The sequence below is a fragment of the Bradyrhizobium sp. B097 genome (assembly GCF_038957035.1).
Taxonomy (GTDB): domain Bacteria; phylum Pseudomonadota; class Alphaproteobacteria; order Rhizobiales; family Xanthobacteraceae; genus Bradyrhizobium.
Map to the genome: position 1 here is coordinate 6,511,252 of NZ_CP152412.1, position 17,864 is coordinate 6,529,115.

General features: G+C 63.5%; 16 protein-coding genes and 1 pseudogene. 9 read left to right on the forward strand and 8 right to left on the reverse strand.

What is annotated here, in order from left to right; all coding sequences use genetic code 11:
- Positions 1–461: 461 nt before the first annotated feature.
- Both AAFG07_RS30185 and AAFG07_RS30190 read left to right on the forward strand, forming a co-directional pair.
- Positions 462–1,493 carry a helix-turn-helix domain-containing protein gene (locus tag AAFG07_RS30185; RefSeq protein ID WP_342729281.1) on the forward strand — a complete coding sequence of 344 codons (1,032 nt, stop codon included), beginning with the start codon at positions 462–464 and terminating at the stop codon, positions 1,491–1,493.
- An 85-nt stretch (positions 1,494–1,578) separates the two neighbouring features.
- Positions 1,579–1,773 (forward strand): annotated as a pseudogene (locus tag AAFG07_RS30190) (carbohydrate ABC transporter permease); the annotation flags it as partial.
- A 558-nt stretch (positions 1,774–2,331) separates the two neighbouring features.
- Here the strand turns inward: AAFG07_RS30190 and AAFG07_RS30195 are convergent.
- The 3 genes from AAFG07_RS30195 to AAFG07_RS30205 all read right to left on the reverse strand — a co-directional run bounded on the left by AAFG07_RS30195 (position 2,332) and on the right by AAFG07_RS30205 (position 6,062).
- Entirely contained in the window at positions 2,332–3,525 is a 1,194-nt protein-coding gene (locus AAFG07_RS30195; protein ID WP_342723404.1) for an aspartate kinase, read from the reverse strand.
- 39 nt (positions 3,526–3,564) lie between these two features.
- Positions 3,565–4,797 carry a peptidase M15 gene (locus AAFG07_RS30200; protein WP_342723405.1) on the reverse strand — a complete coding sequence of 411 codons (1,233 nt, stop codon included), beginning with the start codon at positions 4,795–4,797 and terminating at the stop codon, positions 3,565–3,567.
- A gap of 320 nt (positions 4,798–5,117) precedes the next feature.
- Positions 5,118–6,062: an AraC family transcriptional regulator gene (locus AAFG07_RS30205; protein WP_342729282.1), complete on the reverse strand. Its 945-nt coding sequence runs from the start codon at positions 6,060–6,062 to the stop codon at positions 5,118–5,120.
- Between AAFG07_RS30205 and AAFG07_RS30210 the strand changes: the two genes are divergently transcribed.
- The 3 genes from AAFG07_RS30210 (at position 6,006) to AAFG07_RS30220 (ending at position 7,862) form a co-directional block, all read left to right on the forward strand.
- Positions 6,006–6,131 (forward strand): hypothetical protein, encoded by a 126-nt coding sequence (locus AAFG07_RS30210; RefSeq protein ID WP_342729442.1) that lies wholly within the window; start codon positions 6,006–6,008, stop codon positions 6,129–6,131. The genes AAFG07_RS30205 and AAFG07_RS30210 overlap by 57 nt on opposite strands.
- Before the next feature lie 164 nt (positions 6,132–6,295).
- The gene (locus AAFG07_RS30215) at positions 6,296–7,066 is read left to right on the forward strand and encodes an alpha/beta hydrolase (RefSeq protein WP_342729283.1); all 771 of its coding nucleotides are present in this window, start codon (positions 6,296–6,298) and stop codon (positions 7,064–7,066) included.
- A 268-nt stretch (positions 7,067–7,334) separates the two neighbouring features.
- On the forward strand, positions 7,335–7,862 hold the full coding sequence (locus AAFG07_RS30220) for a hypothetical protein (RefSeq protein WP_342723406.1): 528 nt from the start codon (positions 7,335–7,337) through the stop codon (positions 7,860–7,862).
- Positions 7,863–7,921: 59 nt separating this feature from the next.
- Here the strand turns inward: AAFG07_RS30220 and AAFG07_RS30225 are convergent, their stop codons facing one another.
- Positions 7,922–8,599 carry an isochorismatase family cysteine hydrolase gene (locus AAFG07_RS30225; RefSeq protein ID WP_342723407.1) on the reverse strand — a complete coding sequence of 226 codons (678 nt, stop codon included), beginning with the start codon at positions 8,597–8,599 and terminating at the stop codon, positions 7,922–7,924.
- A 293-nt stretch (positions 8,600–8,892) separates the two neighbouring features.
- On the opposite strand from AAFG07_RS30225, the gene AAFG07_RS30230 reads away from it, so the two are divergent.
- Positions 8,893–9,906 carry a formamidase gene (locus AAFG07_RS30230; RefSeq protein WP_342723408.1) on the forward strand — a complete coding sequence of 338 codons (1,014 nt, stop codon included), beginning with the start codon at positions 8,893–8,895 and terminating at the stop codon, positions 9,904–9,906.
- 118 nt (positions 9,907–10,024) lie between these two features.
- Here AAFG07_RS30230 and AAFG07_RS30235 read toward each other — a convergent pair whose 3' ends face one another.
- Positions 10,025–11,086, reverse strand: coding sequence for a putative sulfate exporter family transporter (locus AAFG07_RS30235; RefSeq protein WP_342723409.1), 1,062 nt, complete (start codon positions 11,084–11,086; stop codon positions 10,025–10,027).
- An 86-nt stretch (positions 11,087–11,172) separates the two neighbouring features.
- On the opposite strand from AAFG07_RS30235, the gene AAFG07_RS30240 reads away from it, so the two are divergent.
- Entirely contained in the window at positions 11,173–12,144 is a 972-nt protein-coding gene (locus AAFG07_RS30240; RefSeq protein ID WP_342723410.1) for a LysR family transcriptional regulator, read from the forward strand.
- On the opposite strand, the gene AAFG07_RS30245 is transcribed toward AAFG07_RS30240, so the two are convergent.
- The 3 genes from AAFG07_RS30245 to AAFG07_RS30255 form a co-directional block, all read right to left on the reverse strand.
- The gene (locus AAFG07_RS30245; RefSeq protein ID WP_092124848.1) at positions 12,092–12,325 is read right to left on the reverse strand and encodes a hypothetical protein; all 234 of its coding nucleotides are present in this window, start codon (positions 12,323–12,325) and stop codon (positions 12,092–12,094) included. The two genes, AAFG07_RS30240 and AAFG07_RS30245, sit on opposite strands and share 53 nt — an antisense overlap.
- A gap of 310 nt (positions 12,326–12,635) precedes the next feature.
- A complete protein-coding gene (locus tag AAFG07_RS30250; protein WP_342723411.1) occupies positions 12,636–13,874 on the reverse strand; it encodes an ATP-binding protein in 1,239 nt (412 codons plus the stop codon).
- A 137-nt stretch (positions 13,875–14,011) separates the two neighbouring features.
- A complete protein-coding gene (locus AAFG07_RS30255; RefSeq protein ID WP_342723412.1) occupies positions 14,012–15,283 on the reverse strand; it encodes an allantoate amidohydrolase in 1,272 nt (423 codons plus the stop codon).
- 362 nt (positions 15,284–15,645) lie between these two features.
- Here AAFG07_RS30255 and AAFG07_RS30260 point away from each other — a divergent pair, with 362 nt between their 5' ends.
- Positions 15,646–16,755, forward strand: a complete 1,110-nt coding sequence (locus AAFG07_RS30260; protein ID WP_342723413.1) for a BMP family ABC transporter substrate-binding protein — start codon at positions 15,646–15,648, stop codon at positions 16,753–16,755.
- Complete coding sequence (locus tag AAFG07_RS30265) at positions 16,752–17,864, forward strand: ABC transporter permease (protein WP_342723414.1); 1,113 nt, start codon at positions 16,752–16,754, stop codon at positions 17,862–17,864. Before AAFG07_RS30260 ends, AAFG07_RS30265 begins: the two co-directional genes overlap by 4 nt.

A 17,864-nucleotide genomic window follows, 5' to 3' on the forward strand; every position in this document is an offset into this window, starting at 1 on the left:
AAATTCAAGCCCACACTGAATCTGTAGGCCGGCGCATCGCGGTTCAGCTGGATCGTCCCGATCGAGGTTATTCCCACGGACCTGATCGCGGTCTGGCTGGAGGCGCCGAAAATAGCGGTCCCCGTCGGCGGGAAGTTGGAATTCCAGTTGGCGGAATCGGTCCAGTCATTCGAGACAGGATGGGCGCTCCATGTCGCGTCCTGCGCCTCGCCCGTCCGCGGCATCAGGATTGCGCCGAGCAGCAACGCCCAGACCGTGACGCGCGCCATCGAACCCGCGCGCGCGCCGAACCGGCATGGACCAGCCGCGCCGGTCGGCGCCCTGTCCTGTTCCGAGACCCGCATCCCAAACTCCCTCGTCGACTCCTAGGGATACGACGTGTAGGGATGGCCGGATGAGCCCGCTTGGGCTGCCGCGTCACGGACTTGGGACTGAGACGCCAGCCTTGATTTTTGAACCTGGTGCTACAACAGAGCAACACAGATCAGAGCACATACGCCGACGAGCCCATGATGTCAGAGTCCCCAGAACCCACGACGCTCCGATTCTCGACCGCCGAATGGCCGGCGCAGAACCGGCTCGCGATATGGCGCGAAGCGATCGGACGCCGCGTCTTTCAGTTCGACACGATGCCGTTGCATGACGGGCCGTTCCATGCCGAGGCGACGGCGCAGGCCCTGCCCGAGCTGTGCTTTGGATCCTGGACCCTCGGCAATCTACGCACTGCCGTGACGCACGACCTGCTCGACGGCACCGACCACCTCATGCTCCGCATCTCGCTGAGCGGCACGCCCGTCCTATCGCACCGGGGTCGCGAAGTCATCGGCGCTGCCGGCGATGCCATCCTGATGTCGACCACGGAGCCGTGGGTGAGCATCTCTCCGTCGCTGACGCGATTCCTCAGCCTGCGGCTGCGGCGCAACGCGCTAACGCCGCTCGTGTCGTATCCCGAAGATGCGCTGATGCGCCCGGTGCCGCGCGATACCGCAGCCTTAAAACTGCTGACCTTCTATCTCCAAAAGCTGATCCGCATGGAGCCGATGTCGACGCCCGAACTGCGGCAGGCCGTCGTCACCCATATCTACGACCTCGCGGCGTTGGTGATCGGCGCCACCCGCGACGGGGCGGCTATGGCGAAGGACCGAGGCTTGCGCGCCGCGCGGCTTGCCGCCGCCAAAGCCGACATCCATGCGCATTTCTCTGATCTCGACCTCACGCTGATCACCGTCGCGGCGCGTCAGAATCTCTCGCCGCGCAGTCTTCAGCGCCTGTTCGCCGACGAAGGAACGACCTTCACCGAATTCGTCCTCAACGCCCGCCTGACGCAGAGCCATCGGCGGCTGACCGATCCGCGCTGGGGCGATCGCAACATCAGCAGCCTCGCATTCGAAGCCGGCTTCGGCGATCTGTCCTACTTCAACCGCGCGTTCCGCCGCCGCTACGGCGCGTCCCCCTCCGACATCCGCGCCACGATGCGGCGTCGAGCGCGCTAGGCACGTGAGGCCCACTCTTATGCGAACTTGGGGATCATGGAGCGCTAACTAGCCAGCGAGCGCCGTCAGCACCGCGGCGATCGGCGGCATCGTGCTGGCCGGGCGCGAGACCCGCACCTGCCAGTCGCGGTCTACAACATGATCTCGTTCGACCAGCTGAGCTGGGGCCCCGCTCGCCGCCGCCGCGCTGATCGTGACCGCGCCGGTGCTGCTGCTCACCGTGCTGGCACAGCGGCAGATCGTGGCGGGGCTGACGGCCGGCGCGGTGAAGGGCGGCTAGAGCGTGTACCCATAATCCGCCCGCCAAACGACGCCCGCATTACCGTTAAAAGCGGACAAAAGAGGCGCGCTTGGCCATGTCGGCTAAGGGCCAAGGGAGACAGCACGACGTCTTCTATGTAGAATACTCTGGATGTCCAAGTTTCGGGTAACCGATGCCTTCGCTCTTGAGCGTCGCCGACTGTTTGTTCTGGCCGGCGCCATAGCAGAAGGGCAGATTCAAGTCGGCATGATTGTGAACGTGCCGCTAAACTCTTCGCTGTCTGTCTCTGGACAAATTCACAGCATCGAATACTGCCGGCGAACCAATGGTCGAGAGGACGTCTGCCTCTGCATTGCGTACGAAAGCTCGGATGATCTCGACACATGGAATGGCCTAGATCTCCGAAACGAGACGTTGGACGTAGTGCCAGCGACGTAGCATCCATCTAACCTTCTTGCTGGCGGTTCTTGAGTGACCGCTTCCAATCACAAGGCGATATCCTCGACGTTGGGTCGCGTACATCGCGGAAGCCCGGGTCGGGCCAATAGACGACATCGCCCCTTTTCCAAGTTTCAACTAGATCAGCGAATGCAAGGCCCTGACCGCAGCCTCGCGGCTCTCCGTCGGAACAAAGAAACTCACCGAATGCGATGACAAGATATACTTGTCGGCGATGATCCCGTGACGTTGCAGAATCTGAACCGCCTTGTATGGCAGATCCGAAGAAATACCGCCGAAGCAAGTGAGGCTCACCGAACTGAGAGTCTCGCGCTGTTTGCGGAGGTCTTTGCTCCTCTCCAGCGTACGCAGCAACGCGTCGAGCGTCTCCGAATCGGAAGTCATCATGATGCGGGTTTTTTCGGCGGCGAAAGCCGAGGCGAGGAGTTGCGGCCAAGGCAAGGCGTTTTGCTCGAGATGCTGCGCGAACTTCTCGAAGCCTTGATTGAGGTCCGCCGAATCGATTTCCACATGCTCAATGCGAGTCATCGAGTTGACGGCCAGGATTCTTCCGTTCTCCATGTCCGCGACCTCCTTCATCACTTGCGTGCTATGTCGAGCGCCGCCCCACTTTCTCAAGACCAAGGGCACGTTTCGGCTGTGGGCCAGCTCCACGCTGCGAAAATGCAGCACCTTGGCGCCCCAGAAGCACATTTCGGATAGGGATGCGAAATCCAGCTGAGGCAAGGTTTTTGCATTTGCGACGATGCGCGGATCAGCCGAGCAAACTCCGTCGACCTCCTTGATAATCTCGCAGCACTCCGCTTGGAGTGCCGCAGCCATGGCGACCGCGGTAGTATCGCTGCCACCCCGGCCAAGCGTCGTGATTTCCTTGGTGAGCGGATTCACGCCCTGAAAGCCCGCCAGAACCACGATGCGTCCGCGATCGAGCTCTTCACGCACGCGAATCGGCCGCACATCCAGAATGCGTGCGGAGGAATGGGATCCATCGGTCATCACGCCGGCCTGACTGCCGGTAAAGCTGATCGCCGGCACGCCGAGATCAGACAGCGCCATGCTCATCAGGGACATGCTGATGCGCTCGCCGGTGGTCAATAACATATCGAGTTCGCGGCGATTGGGATGCGGGCTGATCTGATAGGCCATCCTGACGAGTTCGTCGGTGGTCTTGCCCATCGCTGAAACGATCGCCACGACACGATGGCCACGGCCATGCAAGTCGGCGACGCTGCTCGCGACTGCGCGGATCTTTGCCGGTGTTTCGAGACAGGCGCCGCCGTATTTTTGCACGATGGTGGTATTGCTAGGCATTCTTGCCCGCGTCGTGTTGAAAGGCGCAGCTGAACCGGATCAGATCGTTCTCCCCTTCGACGCTTTTGCGGTTTTTGATCGTTTCGCCACGACCTGCAGAGCGCCCCGGTTGCGCTTCTTGATATCCGCTTCCGCGCGCTGAGCTTTCGTCCCGCCGCGGTGAGCGGCGTATTCCTTGCCGTCTATCGGCGCGACATGCGGCGGATCTCGATCGAGATACGGTCGCCCGATTCCAAAATCCGGTCCGCGCGCATCGATCCATTTCCAAAGGGCCTCGGTGGAGACCCAACGCTCCGCTCGCGTCGCGCCTTTGACGCTCACGACATCAGCGGCAAGCCCGTGGCCATAGCCGCCGCGGAAGCTCCCTCCGTGGTATGACTTGTCGGACGCCGCCTTCAGGCCGCTCGCGATCGATTGACGGTAGTCATCGCGGAACGCGCTGGTTATCCCGGGCGACAACCCGGCCTGCTCGGCCGCGTAAAGCGCGTGAAACAGCTTGAGCCTGAAGCTCCGGTCCACCCCTCCAATCACGTAGTCGATCAACGGCATGGACATTCTTTCCGCCGCCTTCGGATCCTTCCACGTGAAATCGTTATCGACGCGCCTGGTGAACGTCCTGGTGACGGTCACCATCTTGCGCTTCCTTTTGACCGTCACTTTCCGCTGCTCTTGTACGCTGATGGTGTCTTCCTTGGGCGTCCGCTCGTAGAGGGCCCACAAGTACTGGTCGATGCACACATCAACGACGAGGCACTCTTCGAAAATATCCAGGGGTCTCGTGGCCTCCTTGGTGTCGCTCGACACTGGAGCCGTGCTCGCTATCGCCGTTTGCTCCGGCGATGTTTCGACCGGCAGCATCTGCGACGAATCCGGCAACGCAGCCACGACGATTGATTTCGGTTCGCTCAAGGTCGCTGTCGCGTCAGGGGCCGGCGGCGCCGGCATCGATTCAACCGCCATCGCCGCATCGGCGTCAGCGACAGCGCTGCCCATGACGCCTGCCTGCGGCGTGACCGTCGCGTCGGAGGCCGGCCGCGTCACGGGTTCGGCAGCCATCGCCACATCGGCGTTCACGTTGGCGACTGCAGCTGCCTGTCGCGTATCAGCCGGTTCGGCATTGGCGGCGAGAGATGATGCGAGTCCCTCGACGGGCACTGCTCCGGTGTTCCCGATGCCGGCAGAGCCGGCAAGCCAGGCAAAGAGCCAACCTGCGAGAACGACCGTCCCGCACAACTCCGGCGTCACCGTCGCAATTCGCCGCGGGTTCATCATCCCGAAGCCTCCAAAGGCTCGATCCGAGCCCTGTTGCACAGCCAAGCACCTGACGGCTTCGATCATTCGGATCAAATGGAAACGCGCAATGGGCGGAAGCCGTTAGGCCAACGCTTTTCCAAGAAGTGTTGCTCGGCCGCAACGCGCGGTCGCTAGCAATCTGGCACGGAGGGAACGCGCCTTATTCGCGGCCGCAGCCCAGGTCGTGTACCCATAAAATGGGAAGCCGAGAAAGGCGCGGATGATGTCTCATCCAGCTGCCCAAGAGCGCACTTCGCGGAAGGTCCGAGCCGAGCCATGAGCGGACATCTGGGCCAAGGTCATCCGGCAACTGCTGCTTCCTGAACGTCCCCTTGCCTTCCTCCGCCATCAGATCGTCGAGCCGCTCGGTACCGGCCAGGCGATAGGCCGTGATGCCGGTGGAACAGTTTCGAAAACGCCGCCGCGGTCTCGTAACCGACCCGGCTTGCAATTCGTGCGATCGGCTCGTCGCTGGTTTCGAGCAGGAACGCCGCCTCTGCCATCCGGCGTTCGATCACATAACGATGCATGGACTGGCCGACGAGCTTGGTAAAGCGCGCCGAAAATACCGAGCGGCCGAGCCCCACGCGCTGGCCGAGGTCGCTCAGGGCCCAGGGCCGCTCCGGGTTTTCGTGGATCAGCTTGAGTGCGGGCCCGATGTGCGGGTCCGATATCGCCCCGAGCCACCCGCCTTCTCCGGGACCGAGGGACTTGATCCAGTTTCGCAATACCTCGACAAAGAGCACTTCCGTCAGTCGTGAGAGCGCGACGCGTTGGCCAGGACGCTCGAGCGCGGACTCGCTGACCATGCGACGCAGGATCGCTTCAAGCCACTCACTGTCCGCCGTTGGCTTCAGCAGGAGCACGGGCGGAAGTAGCTCCAGCACGCTGCCGAACAGCGGCCGCGAGACGGTGAAATTGCCGCAGATCATGGTCGAGAGCGGCTTGGCACGGCCGCCGTGACGAACGACGCCAAGACGCGGCGAAGATCGATCGATATCGATGATCTGCAAAGGCTTGGCTCGGCGATCCGAATAGAACACATGCGGCTCGCCGCGGGTGATCACGACAAGATCGCCCTCCGTCATCTGGATTTCCTGTCCCTGTCCGAGCGCAAGGGTCGCCGAGCCGCGGCTGAGATAGTGAAACAGGGCGTAGGGGCGCGCCGGCAACTCCAGATTCCAGGGATGGCCGAGCTCGAAGTGAAAGAGCAGCGTCCCGCCGAGACGAACGCGATCGAGCACCTGGGCGAGAATATCCATGCCGCCGAGATTAGACCGGCGGACGATCCGACACAACATACGGACGATTGATCCCTATCGTCCGAAAGACCGGCGGAATAGGTCACGTCGCGGCGGGCCGACGGCACGTACGGCAACCATTTCGCCGATGGCAGATGGAAGAACCGCGACCTTGCTGGAAACGCCTGTCCATTCCTCCGGACCGTGCTCGTCCGTTACGCCAACAGGAACAATCAATGCGAAATATCTTCCTCTCAGCCGCCGCCCTACTTCTGGCCGGAACGACATTGGTCGGCTCCGTCCATTCCGCCGAGCTGCCCAAGGGAGCAGCCCACAACATCGTACTCGTGCACGGCGCTTTCGTGGACCAGACGAGCTGGCAGCCCGTTGCCGATATTCTCACGAAGAAAGGCTACAACGTCACGCTCGTCGAAAATCCGCTCACCTCCCTTGCCGCTGACGTCGATGCCACCAAGCAGGCGCTCGCGAAGCAGGACGGCAAGACCGTCCTCGTCGGCCATTCCTGGGGTGGCGTGGTCATCACGCAGGCCGGTAACGATCCGAAGGTCTCGGCGCTCGTCTACGTCTCCGCTTTCGCGCCAGAGGTCGGTGAATCCCTGGCGTCGCTGGCAAAGGCCGGCCCGCCGACCGAAGGCGGCAACGCGATCCATCCCGATGCGAAGGGCAATTTGTACATCGATCCCAAGGTGTTTCCGTCAGCCGTGGCGGCCGACCTTCCTCCGGAAATCGCTGCGCACCTGGCCAACACGCAGCTTCCGTTGAACCACGTTGCGTTCGAAGCCCCCGTCGACATTGCAGCCTGGCATGACAAGCCGACGTTCTACGTCATCAGCACCAAGGACAAGGTCCTCGCGCCCGAGGCCCAGAAGTCGTTCGCAGCCAGGATGAAGGCGCAGACGACGGAAGTCGCCGGCAGCCATGCCTCGCTCGTCGTCCATGCGAAGCAAGTTGCCGGGGTGATCGAAAAGGCAACGCTCGTGAAGTGACGGTACCGCTCCCGGCGCGTTCGCGGCGGGAGCCCGCACCTCGCTCGGAGCAGTGCAGAACGCATCGGACCGCGATGGCGAAAACCAGGCAAAGCCGCAGAACGTCGCCCAAGATCTTGATGCGCAAATCACAGCCTTGCTACGCGAATGCGCAAGCTAAAGCGTCCTGATAACGCCTTCGGCCGATGGAAGTCGCAACTCATACCAATCGTAGAACGCAACGGGCATTGTCATGACGCGAGCCAGGCGTTCGAAGGGAAATTCCTGCATGTACAAGACACTTCTTGTCACTATCGCTGCCTCAGCTCTTGCCGCCGAGGCTGTCGCGTCTACTCCTGCCGTCAGGAAAGAGCCGCTGGATGCTGCGACCCTCATTGCGATAAAATCGAAGTTCGGCAAGCTGATGGAATTGGCCAACAACCACGATTTCAAGGCTCTGCATGGGATGTTCTGGCAATCGCCCTCGACCCTGTTGGTGGCCAAGAGCGCGATCCAGTCCGAAGGGAATTGGGCCGGTTTTTGGGGTAACGAGGCGATTGATCAAAAGCTGCACGATATCGGTAGCTCCGGTCCGGTCGTGCTCGAGCCAGATTATTCGAAGCTCAGGGTTGTCGGCCTGACGCGCGACGTCGCCGAGTCCTACGTGCCGATGAACATCACGGTCTCTTATGCTGGGCAGGATGGAACAGCCAGGCCGTTTCTCATGATCATCAATTGGCTTCGCGTCGGGAAGGACTGGAAGATTGCTTCCGAAATCATTCTGCCGGTGCCGCCCGTCCCCGCCGCGAAGGGCTAGGCGCTTCGATCCGGCTATGGCTGCGCGTTGATGAGTGTGCGTCCTGATCTCATCACGCTCTACGCAGCGAGCGCCTCCAGTACCGCGGCTGAATCGGTAACCCAACCAAAGATGCCGCCCTGGGCCTTGATCATCTTCAGGCCCATCTCGTGGAATTCCGGAAAATACGACGCGCAGCCGTCTGATATCACGACGCAGCGATAGCCGCGGTCGTTGGCCTCGCGCACCGTGGTGTTGACGCAGACTTCGGTGGTGACGCCGCAGACCAAGAGATTCTCGATGCCGTATTTCTGCAGGATGTCACCGAATTCGGTGGCGTAGAACGCGCCCTTGCCGGGTTTGTCGATCACGATCTCGCTGCCCAGCGGATAAAGCTCGGGGATGATGTCGTGCCCTGCTTCGCCGCGGATCAGGATCCGACCCATCGGCCCGGGATCGCCGATCCGCAATGACGGCGCACCGCGCTCGAGCTTCGCTGGCGGCGCGTCGGAGAGATCGGGCAGATGGCCCTCGCGGGTATGGACCACGAGCAGCCCGGCATCGCGCACCGCGGCGAGGACGGCGGCGATCGGTTGCACCGCGCGGGCGAGCTGGCTGACGTCGTTGCCGAGCGTCTCGCCGAAGCCCCCTCGCTCCATGAAATCGCGCTGCATGTCGATGATGACGAGCGCGGTCTTGCTCCAGTCGAGCGTGATCGGCGCCGGCTCCGCCGCGATTGTCCCGCTTGAATTCGCCATGACGCACGCCCCGAATGCGAGAAGACCTGCACCTGATCAAGCAAACCGCGTGCCATTGCGCAATGATGCGGCTTGTGCCCTCAACCGCCCGAAACGTCCGGCATCTCAATCTGTTGGGACACGCTCGGCCGTTCTCCGCGCCATCGTCCCCGGTTCTCACCGGCACCTGATTTGCCGGTCGTTCGATCTTGCTGGCATGATCGTTGCTAGCTAAGGGCCGGACGGGAGCCGGACCGAACGACGACAATCGTTCGCGAAATGACAGCCCAATTCAAACAGGCGGGAGGACAGGCATGAATGGACTTGGCGGTCTCAACAAGTCACCCAATGGCGTCGTGATCGGACTGGTGCAGCTGCAGCTGCCCGTGGTGGCGACCAAGGCCGATCTGGCGCGGCAGACCGAGCGCATCGTCTGGATGGTCGGCAAGGCACGGCGCAATCTCGGCACCATGGATCTGGTCGTATTCCCGGAATATTCGCTGCACGGTCTCTCGATGGATACCAATCCGGAGATCATGTGCCGGCTCGACGGCCCCGAAGTCGCGGCCTTCAAGCAGGCCTGCATCGACAACAAGATCTGGGGCTGCTTCTCCATCATGGAGTTCAACCCGCACGGCAACCCCTACAATTCAGGGCTGATCATCGACGATCACGGCGAGATCAAGCTCTATTACCGCAAATTCCATCCCTGGATTCCGGTCGAGCCGTGGGAGCCGGGCGATGTCGGCATTCCCGTGATCGACGGACCGAAAGGCGCGAAGATCGCACTGATCATCTGCCATGACGGCATGTTCCCGGAGATGGCGCGCGAATGTGCCTACAAGGGCGCGGAGATCATGATCCGCACCGCAGGCTACACTGCGCCGATCCGCGACAGCTGGCGCTTCACCAACCAGGCCAACGCCTTCCAGAACCTGATGGTGACGGCCAATGTCTGCATGTGCGGCTCGGACGGGTCGTTCGACTCGATGGGCGAAGGCATGATCGTCAATTTCGACGGCAGCATCATCGCGCACGGCACCACGGGGCGCGCCGACGAGATCATCACCGCCGAGGTGCGGCCCGACCTCGTGCGCGAGGCGCGGATCAACTGGGGCGTCGAGAACAACATCTATCAGCTCTGGCACCGCGGCTATGTCGCGGTGAAGGGCGGCGCGATGGATTGCCCCTACACCTTCATGCAGGACATGGTGTCCGGCCGCTTCCGCCTGCCCTGGGAAGATCAGGTCAAGATCACCGACGGCACGTCCTGCGGTTTTCCCGCACCGACACGGATGTTCGGCAAGACCGCGAAGGCCGCCGAGTAGCCGCTAGAGCGGTATGAGTTTTGGTTGACTCGCCTTGCCGCGCTTTCGGTTCACCTCTTCCCATCGGGGAGAGGTGAACTTTCGATGCCGGTCCGGCTCAACCCAATCTCATCATGCTCTAGTTGAAGAAGTGCACGAGGCCGATGCTCAAGCCCAGGAGCAGCATCAGCGACAGCGTGACCGCTGCCGTCACGCGGCCGCCGACGGTCGAGAGCACGCGAACATCGACGCCGAGCCCAAGTGCTGCCATCGACACCACGGTGAGGATCGCCGCCGTCCTGGTCACCGGCGCGATCGCGATGTCAGGCACGAGCTGGAACGAGCGCAGCGCGGCCAGCACCAGGAAGCCGATGATGAACCAGGGTACCAGCTTGAACGGGCTGATCGAGGCACCTGCTTTGGCGGTGCCGGCGGCCTTGCGCCGCCGCGCGACCAACAACGAAAGGGCGACCACGATCGGGCCCAACATCAGGACCCGCACCAGCTTCACCAGCGTGCCGATCTGGGTGCTCACAATGCCGGCCGGCACGGTCGCCGCCAGCACCTGCGGCACGGCATAGACCGTGAGGCCGGCGAGGATGCCGTATTGCGTCGCCGTCAGCTTCAAGAGCGGGATCAGCAGCGGCAGGCCGAGCACCATCAGCACGCCGAGAATGGCGGTGAACGAGATCGACGAGGCGATGTCGTCGCCATCGGCCTCGATCACGGGCGCCACCGCGGCAATCGCGGAGTTGCCGCAGATCGAATTGCCGCAGGCGATCAGGATCGCGAGTTTGGTCTTGAGCCCGAGGATCCGGCTGAGACCATAGGTCACCGCCAGCATGATCACGACGGTGACAGCGATCGCGCCGATCAGGAGCCCGCCCGACGCCACGATGGCGGCGAAGCTGATGGACGCGCCCAGCAGCATCACCGCAACCTCGAGCAGCTGCTTGGCGCTGAAGGCAATGCCCGAGCGCCAGCGCTCCGGCGGCTCCCAGGCGGTACGGACCGCCATGCCGAGCAGGATCGCGACGACCAGGGCCTCGATATAGGGGTGGTCGAAGACCCGCTCTTCGGCGGCCTGGATACCGAGCGAGATGACCGTGACCACCCCGCAGAGCAGAATGCCCGGAATGAGCAGGAAAATGCGCTTCAGCGCGCCCTGCTTCTGCCCCTGATCTTGCTCTTGTTGCGGCACGACATCCTCTTTTCGGAGAAGATTTTATGCGCCAGGGCGCCGCGCTTGGCTAATATCTTTTCGGACTGCCCCGATAGAGAGAAGTTATGTCCCTTAACCTGCATCTGCTCCGCCTGTTCGCGGCCGTGGCGAGAACCGGAAGTTTCTCGCGCGCCGCCGACCTCCTGCACATCAGCCAGCCCGCGATCTCCAAGGGCGTGCGGGATTTCGAGCTGCAGGTCGGCTGCCGGCTGCTCGACCGCACGCCGAAGGGGGTGCGGCCGACCCGGGAGGGCGCGGCGCTGGCTCGCCATGCCGAGACGCTGTTCGCGGCCGAGCGCGCCGCCGAGGACGAGTTGCAGTCATTGCGCAACCTCGACAGCGGCTCGCTGCGCATCGGCGCCAGCACGACGATCGCGACCTACATGATCCCGGAATATCTCGGCGTGTTTCACCGCGCCTTTCCCGGCATCGACCTGCATGTGGTGAGCGCCAACACCTCTGATATCGCCGCGCTGATGCTGGGGCACGAGATCGAAATCGCGCTGGTCGAGGGGCCAGTCGAGGACGAGAATTTGATCAGCGCAGCCTGGCGTACCGACGTGATGGTGCTGATCGCGGCTCCGGATCATCGCTTCGCAGCCGCCGCGGGCGCGATCGACGTCCGCCTGCTCAACGACGAGATCCTGATCGTGCGCGAGCCCGGCTCAGGCACGCGCGAGGTGGTTGCACAGGCACTCGCCGCCCACCGCGTCGAGCCGCAGCGCACGCTCGAGATCGGCAGCACCGAGGCGATCAAGCAGGCGGTGGCGGCCGGTGTCGGCGTCGCCATCGTGTCGGTCGCGACGATCGACGATCAGGTGAAGCTGGGGAAACTCAAGGTGATCCCGATCAAGGGCGTCCATATCGAGCGCACGCTGTGGCAATTGAAGTCGCCCGGCCGGCTCGACGTGCCGGCAGCGGTCGCGTTCGAGGGGATCATTCGGGAGACAAAGGGCGCGAAGACGGTGCCGCGCACGCCGTCGGTTAAAGCGCGGCGAACAGACCCTGCGCCCACGCAACGGCATGCTCGAAGCTGAACACGCCGGGCTCGAAATAGACCGCGCGCGCCAGCACGATGCCGACCACCAGCACCCAGAACACGCTGGTGCCCGCGGTCTTCAGCCATTTCGACACGCCTTCGCTCGCGGCCGAAGAATCGACCGCGGGGACCGGCTCGCCGAAGGGATCGAATGCGGATTGGCTCATCGTCTTGACCATCTGGAATACCCTGACAATGTCGCGATGACGGGGGCGGAAGCAAGGGTCGTGGAATGCCTTTTGCGGCGCCGACCTGGAAGGACGTTTCGTTCGAGTGGGGGCGAGGAGAGTTTTCTTCTCCAGCGGCTAAAAATAGCCTCGCGGCCACCTTGCCGAGATCGCACGCCACAAACTCCGTGTCGTCCCTGCGAAAGCAGGGACCCATACTCCGCGGCGGATGTTGTGAGCGGAATTCGTCGTTCCGGCGTCAGCTACAATCGGCATTCGTGGTTATGGGTCCCTGCTTTCGCAGGGACGACAATCTTGGCAATCAACTATCGGTTCCGCGCTGCGGCGCCAGGCGCGGCAGCGTGATCCGCACGTTGGTCCCGATGCCCGGGGCACTGTCCAGATGGAGCTCTCCGCCCAGCCGGTTCGTGACGATGTTGTGAACGATGTGAAGGCCGAGCCCGATACGGCCGATGTCGCGGCGCGTGGTGAAAAATGGATCAAAGGCCTGCCGCAGCACGTCGCGGCTCATCCCGCAGCCATCGTCGGCGAACAGGATTTCCACCTGGTCCGCGCCCGAGGCGCGCAGCCGGATCGTGATGGTGCCGCCCTTGCCGTCCGGAAACGCATGCGCGACCGAATTGACGAAGAGATTGGTCAGCGCCTGGCCGTAGGGACCGGGATAGCTGTTCATCGCAAGACCGGACGGGCAATCGACCTCGAGCGCCAGATTGTTCTTCGGCAACGCCGGACGCAGGTTCGAGAGCACCTGCTCGGTCACCTCGCCGAGATCGAACTGGCTGCGGTCGAAATAGCTGCGATCGACGGCGACCTGCTTGAATGATTGCACCAGATCGGCTGCGCGCTTGAGGTTGCCGACCAGCAGCGACGAGGCACTCTCGACGACCTCGATGAAATCGCTGAGGCTCGAGCGCTTCAGCTTGCCGCGCGCCGCCTCGGCGGCGAAGTCGGCGCATTTCTGCTCCAGCACCGAGGCGACCGTGAGGCTGGTGCCGACCGGACTGTTGATCTCATGTGCGACGCCGGCCACCAGCCGGCCCAGCGCCGCAAGCTTCTCCGCCTCGATCAGCGACGCCTGGGTCTCCTGCAGATGATGCAAGGCCTTCTCGGCCGCATCGCGCGCGGCGCGGATCTCGCGTTCGCTGCGCTTGCGATCGGTGATCTCTTCGGCGGCAACGTTGACGCCGACGATGCTCCCGTTCGGCTCGCGCTGCGGGTGCCAATGCGTGATCCAGCATCGCTCGTCATTGTGGCCCGGGCGCTGGCCGTAAACCTCCACGCCGGTGACAGGCTCTCCGGTCTCCATGATCGAGCGAACGATGCCTTCGACCGCCGTGGCGAGTCCGGGCACGCAATCATGCACCGTTCGTCCGAGATGGCCCTCGACCGAGATGCCGCAGATTTCGGTGAGGCGCTGATTGATCTGAAGGTAACGGCAATCGGGAGAGAGGTAGGCAAGACCGATCGGTGCAGTGTCATAGATCAGCTGCAGCGCCGGTTGTTTTGGGAACTGAACGTCCTCGACGACGGACGAGCGCATGTCCTTCCCCCCGATGGGTAAGTCTAACGCTTCACGGGTGGCGTGCAATAGCCTCAACTGGGAGCGGTCCAGTGGCAATTCTGTCCAAATTCGGCACGGCGGAAAACGGACCGTCGGCCGCCCGAAGCGCGGCAGCTTCAGATATGCACTGCAACGTGCGGACGAAAACTCTCGACGAAGCGCAGCAGCACCCGCGCGCCGGTGTCGGCGTCGGCGAGCTCAACATGCTCGGCCGGATTGTGGCTGATCCCGCCGCGGCAGCGCACGAAGATCATGCCGATGTCAGCGACGTCGACCATCGCCATGCCGTCATGGCCGGCCCCGCTCGGCAGGTCGAATACGGCATGGCCCTCGGCTGCGACCGCCTCGGCGATCTGCGCTTTCAGCCATGGCGCGCAGGGCACGCTGCGGTTCTCGTGGGTGACGTCGATCTGCAAGGCCAGCTCGCGGCGCTTTGCGATCGCCTCGATCTGCCGCACGATGTCGGCGACGGCGCGCTTGCGATGCATGTCGCTCTGCGAGCGGATGTCCATCGTGAACGACACCTTGCCTGGGATTACGTTGGTGGCACCCGGCATGGCGCTGATGTAGCCGACGGTGCCGACGAGGCCGGCTTCATCGCTCCTGCAGAATTGCTCGATCGCAACGATGCATTCGGCGGCGCCGGTCAGCGCATCGCGCCGCAGCGGCATTGGCACCGTGCCGGCATGGCCGGCGACGCCGGTGAGATTGGCGGCAAGCCGGGTCGCGCCTGAAATCGCGGTGACGACGCCGACCGGCAGCGCCTTCTGTTCCAGCACGGGGCCCTGCTCGATGTGCAGCTCGACATAGCCGAGCAGCTCGCGGCGGGCGCGCGCCGCCTTGCCGATATGATCGGGATCGAGCCCGAAGGCGACCAGCGCATCGCGCATCGACGTGCCGGCGCGATCGCGGGTGTTGAGCACGCTCTCGTCGAACGTGCCGGCCACCGCGCGGCTGCCGAGCAGGGTCGACGCAAAGCGCACGCCCTCCTCGTCGGCAAAGCCCACGATCTCGATCGCGAACGGCAACCGCTTACCGCGCCGGTTCAGATCGGCGACACAGGCGATCGCGGTGATGACGCCGAGCGGACCGTCCCATCTGCCGGCATCGCGCACGGTGTCGTAATGCGAGCCGAGCATCAGGGCCGGCAGGCCCGGCCGCTCGCCCTCGTAGCGGCCGCAGACATTGCCGATCGCATCGAGGTGCGCGCTCATGCCGGCCTCGCGCATCCAGGACAGGATGAGATCGGCCGCCCTGCGATGCTCGTCGGTGAGGAAGACGCGCGCCAGATGCTCGGGCGTCTCCGAGATCGCCGCGAGCTGATCGATCCGCGCCACGATCTCGTCGCCAAGGGAAGATGGATTCGAGGACGATTTCTTCTCGCTCATGCTGTTTCCCATCGGTCCAGCCCGGCGCCTGGGCCCGCTTCACTCGTAGCAGGCCCGGTCCGATTCACCAGCCGGCAAATGGCCCGCCCCCGCCGGGGCTCGCATCGGCCGTCCAGGGGTTAGCGACTGCTTAACGGCATTGCATACAACGACGATCGATCGCTCACCAAATAGGCAATCCGGAATCTGCCGATTCCGAAGGCCGCCCATGTTGATTACTATTCACATTCATATTCAGTCACTTACAGAACCATGACCGCCAAATGTGCTCTGGCACGAAGCTTGCGACACTCCGTCACGCGCCGCTGTTACGGCGGCTGCGACAAGGACAGGCGGGTCGGCCCCGCCGGAGGGAGCAGGCGATGGATTTTGGCAGGATTTCAAGAAGGCATTTATTGCAGGGAAGCGCGGCATTGGCGCTCGGCAGCACGCTCGGCGTTCGCGGCGCGGCGGCAGCGGAAACCACGGTCGGCTTCATCTATGTCGGGTCGCGCGACGACTATGGCTACAACCAGGCCCACGCCCAGGGCGCGGCGGCGCTGAAGAAGCTTCCCGGCATCAAGGTGGTCGAGGAAGAGAAGGTGCCGGAGACCGACGCGGTCGAGAAGACCATCGAGTCCATGATCAATCTCGATGGCGCCACGCTGCTGTTTCCGACCTCGTTCGGCTACTACAACCCACACGTCGTCAAGATGGCGGGCAAGTTTCCGAAGATGCATTTCGAGCATTGCGGCGGCCTGTGGTCCGACAAGGACCCGAAGAACGCCGGCAGCTATTTCGGCTACATCGACGAGGCGCAATATATCTCCGGCATCGTCGCCGGCTATTCGACCAAGAGCGGCAAGCTCGGCTTCGTCGCGGCCAAGCCGATCCCGCAGGTGCTGCGCAACATCAACGCGTTCACGCTCGGCGCCCGGCTCGCCAATCCGAAGGCGACGACGCAGGTGATCTTCACCGGCGACTGGTCGATGCCGGTCAAGGAAGCCGAGGCGACCAACAGCCTGATCGACCAGGACGTCGATGTGCTGACCTGCCATGTCGACGGACCGAAGACGATGGTCGAGAACGCCGCGCGCCGTGGCGCGATGGTATGCGGCTATCACGTCAATCAGTCGCCGCTGGCGCCGAAGGCCTATCTCACCGGCGCCGAGTGGAACTGGGAAGCGCTCTATCCGAAGTTCGTCAAGATGATCACCGCGGGCGAAGCGATCCCGAACTTCTACCGCGGCGGCCTGAAGGAAGAGATTGTCAAGGTCTCGCCCTATGGCGAGATGGTCTCTGCGGAAGCCCGCAAGCATGCCGACGACGTCAAGGCCAAGTTCATGTCCGGCGAGTACGCGATCTTCAAGGGCCCGCTGGTGGACAACAAGGGCAAGACGGTGATCGCTTCCGGCACCGACCGCGGCCAGCAGGATCCCGAGCTCGAAAAGATGGACTATCTGGTCGAGGGCGTGATCGGAGCCACCGCGTGACGACCGAGGCGGCGGAATCGGTGGAAGCGGCCGGCGGCGTCGCTCCGGCCGCCGATCCCGGCTTCCTCCAGCGCTACGGCACGAGCATCGAATACATCCTGATCCCGGGCGCGGCGCTGGTCGGCGCGCTCGCGGTGTTCGGCGGGTTCATCGCGCTTTACGGCAAGAACCCGCTCGACCTCTATTTCTACATGTATTACGGCGCCTTCGGCACCTGGTTCTCCTGGCAGAACACGCTGACCCGCGCAGCACCGCTGATCCTGACCGCGCTGTGCACGGCGCTGCCGGCGCAGCTCGGCATGGTGATCATCGGCGGCGAAGGCGCGCTTCTGATCGGCGCGCTGTCGGCGACGTCAGCGGCGCTGGCGTTGCAGGGCGCAGCACCAATCGTCGTGCAGACCGCGATGGTGATCGCGGGCATGATCGGCGGCGGTCTCTGGATCACGCTGTCCGGCGGCCTCCGGCAATATCGCGGGGTCAACGAGACGATCTCGAGCCTGCTGCTGGTCTATATCGCGCTTGCGATCCTCAACCATCTGGTCGAGGGGCCGATGCGCGATCCGGCGAGCCTCAACAAGCCGTCGACGCGCGAGATCGGCGCCGCCAACATGATCGGCAGCATTCCCGGCACCGATGTGCATTGGGGCCTGGTGTTCGGCCTCGTCGCGGCCGTTGCCGCCTACATCCTGATCTATCACACCACTTTCGGCTTCGCCGCGCGCGTTGCCGGCGGCAACATCCGCGCCGCCAAAATCGTGGGGCTTGGCGTCGGCAAGCTGATCCTGACCGTCTGCTTCCTCGCCGGCAGCAGCGCCGGGCTAGCCGGCATGATCGAGGTCGCGGCTGTGCAGGGCCGCACCAATGCCAACCTCGCCGCGGGCTACGGCTTCACCGGCATCCTGGTCGCATTCCTGGCGCGGCAGAACCCGCTCGCGATCATTCCGGTCGCGATCCTGCTCGGCGGCATCTCGGCCTCCGGCGGCCTGTTGCAGCGGCGGCTCGGCCTGCCTGACGCCTCGGTGCTGGTCTTGCAAGGCATCATCTTCGTGTTCGTGCTGGCAAGCGATGCGCTCTACGGGCGGATCGGCTTCCTGAAGGGAAAGTCCTGA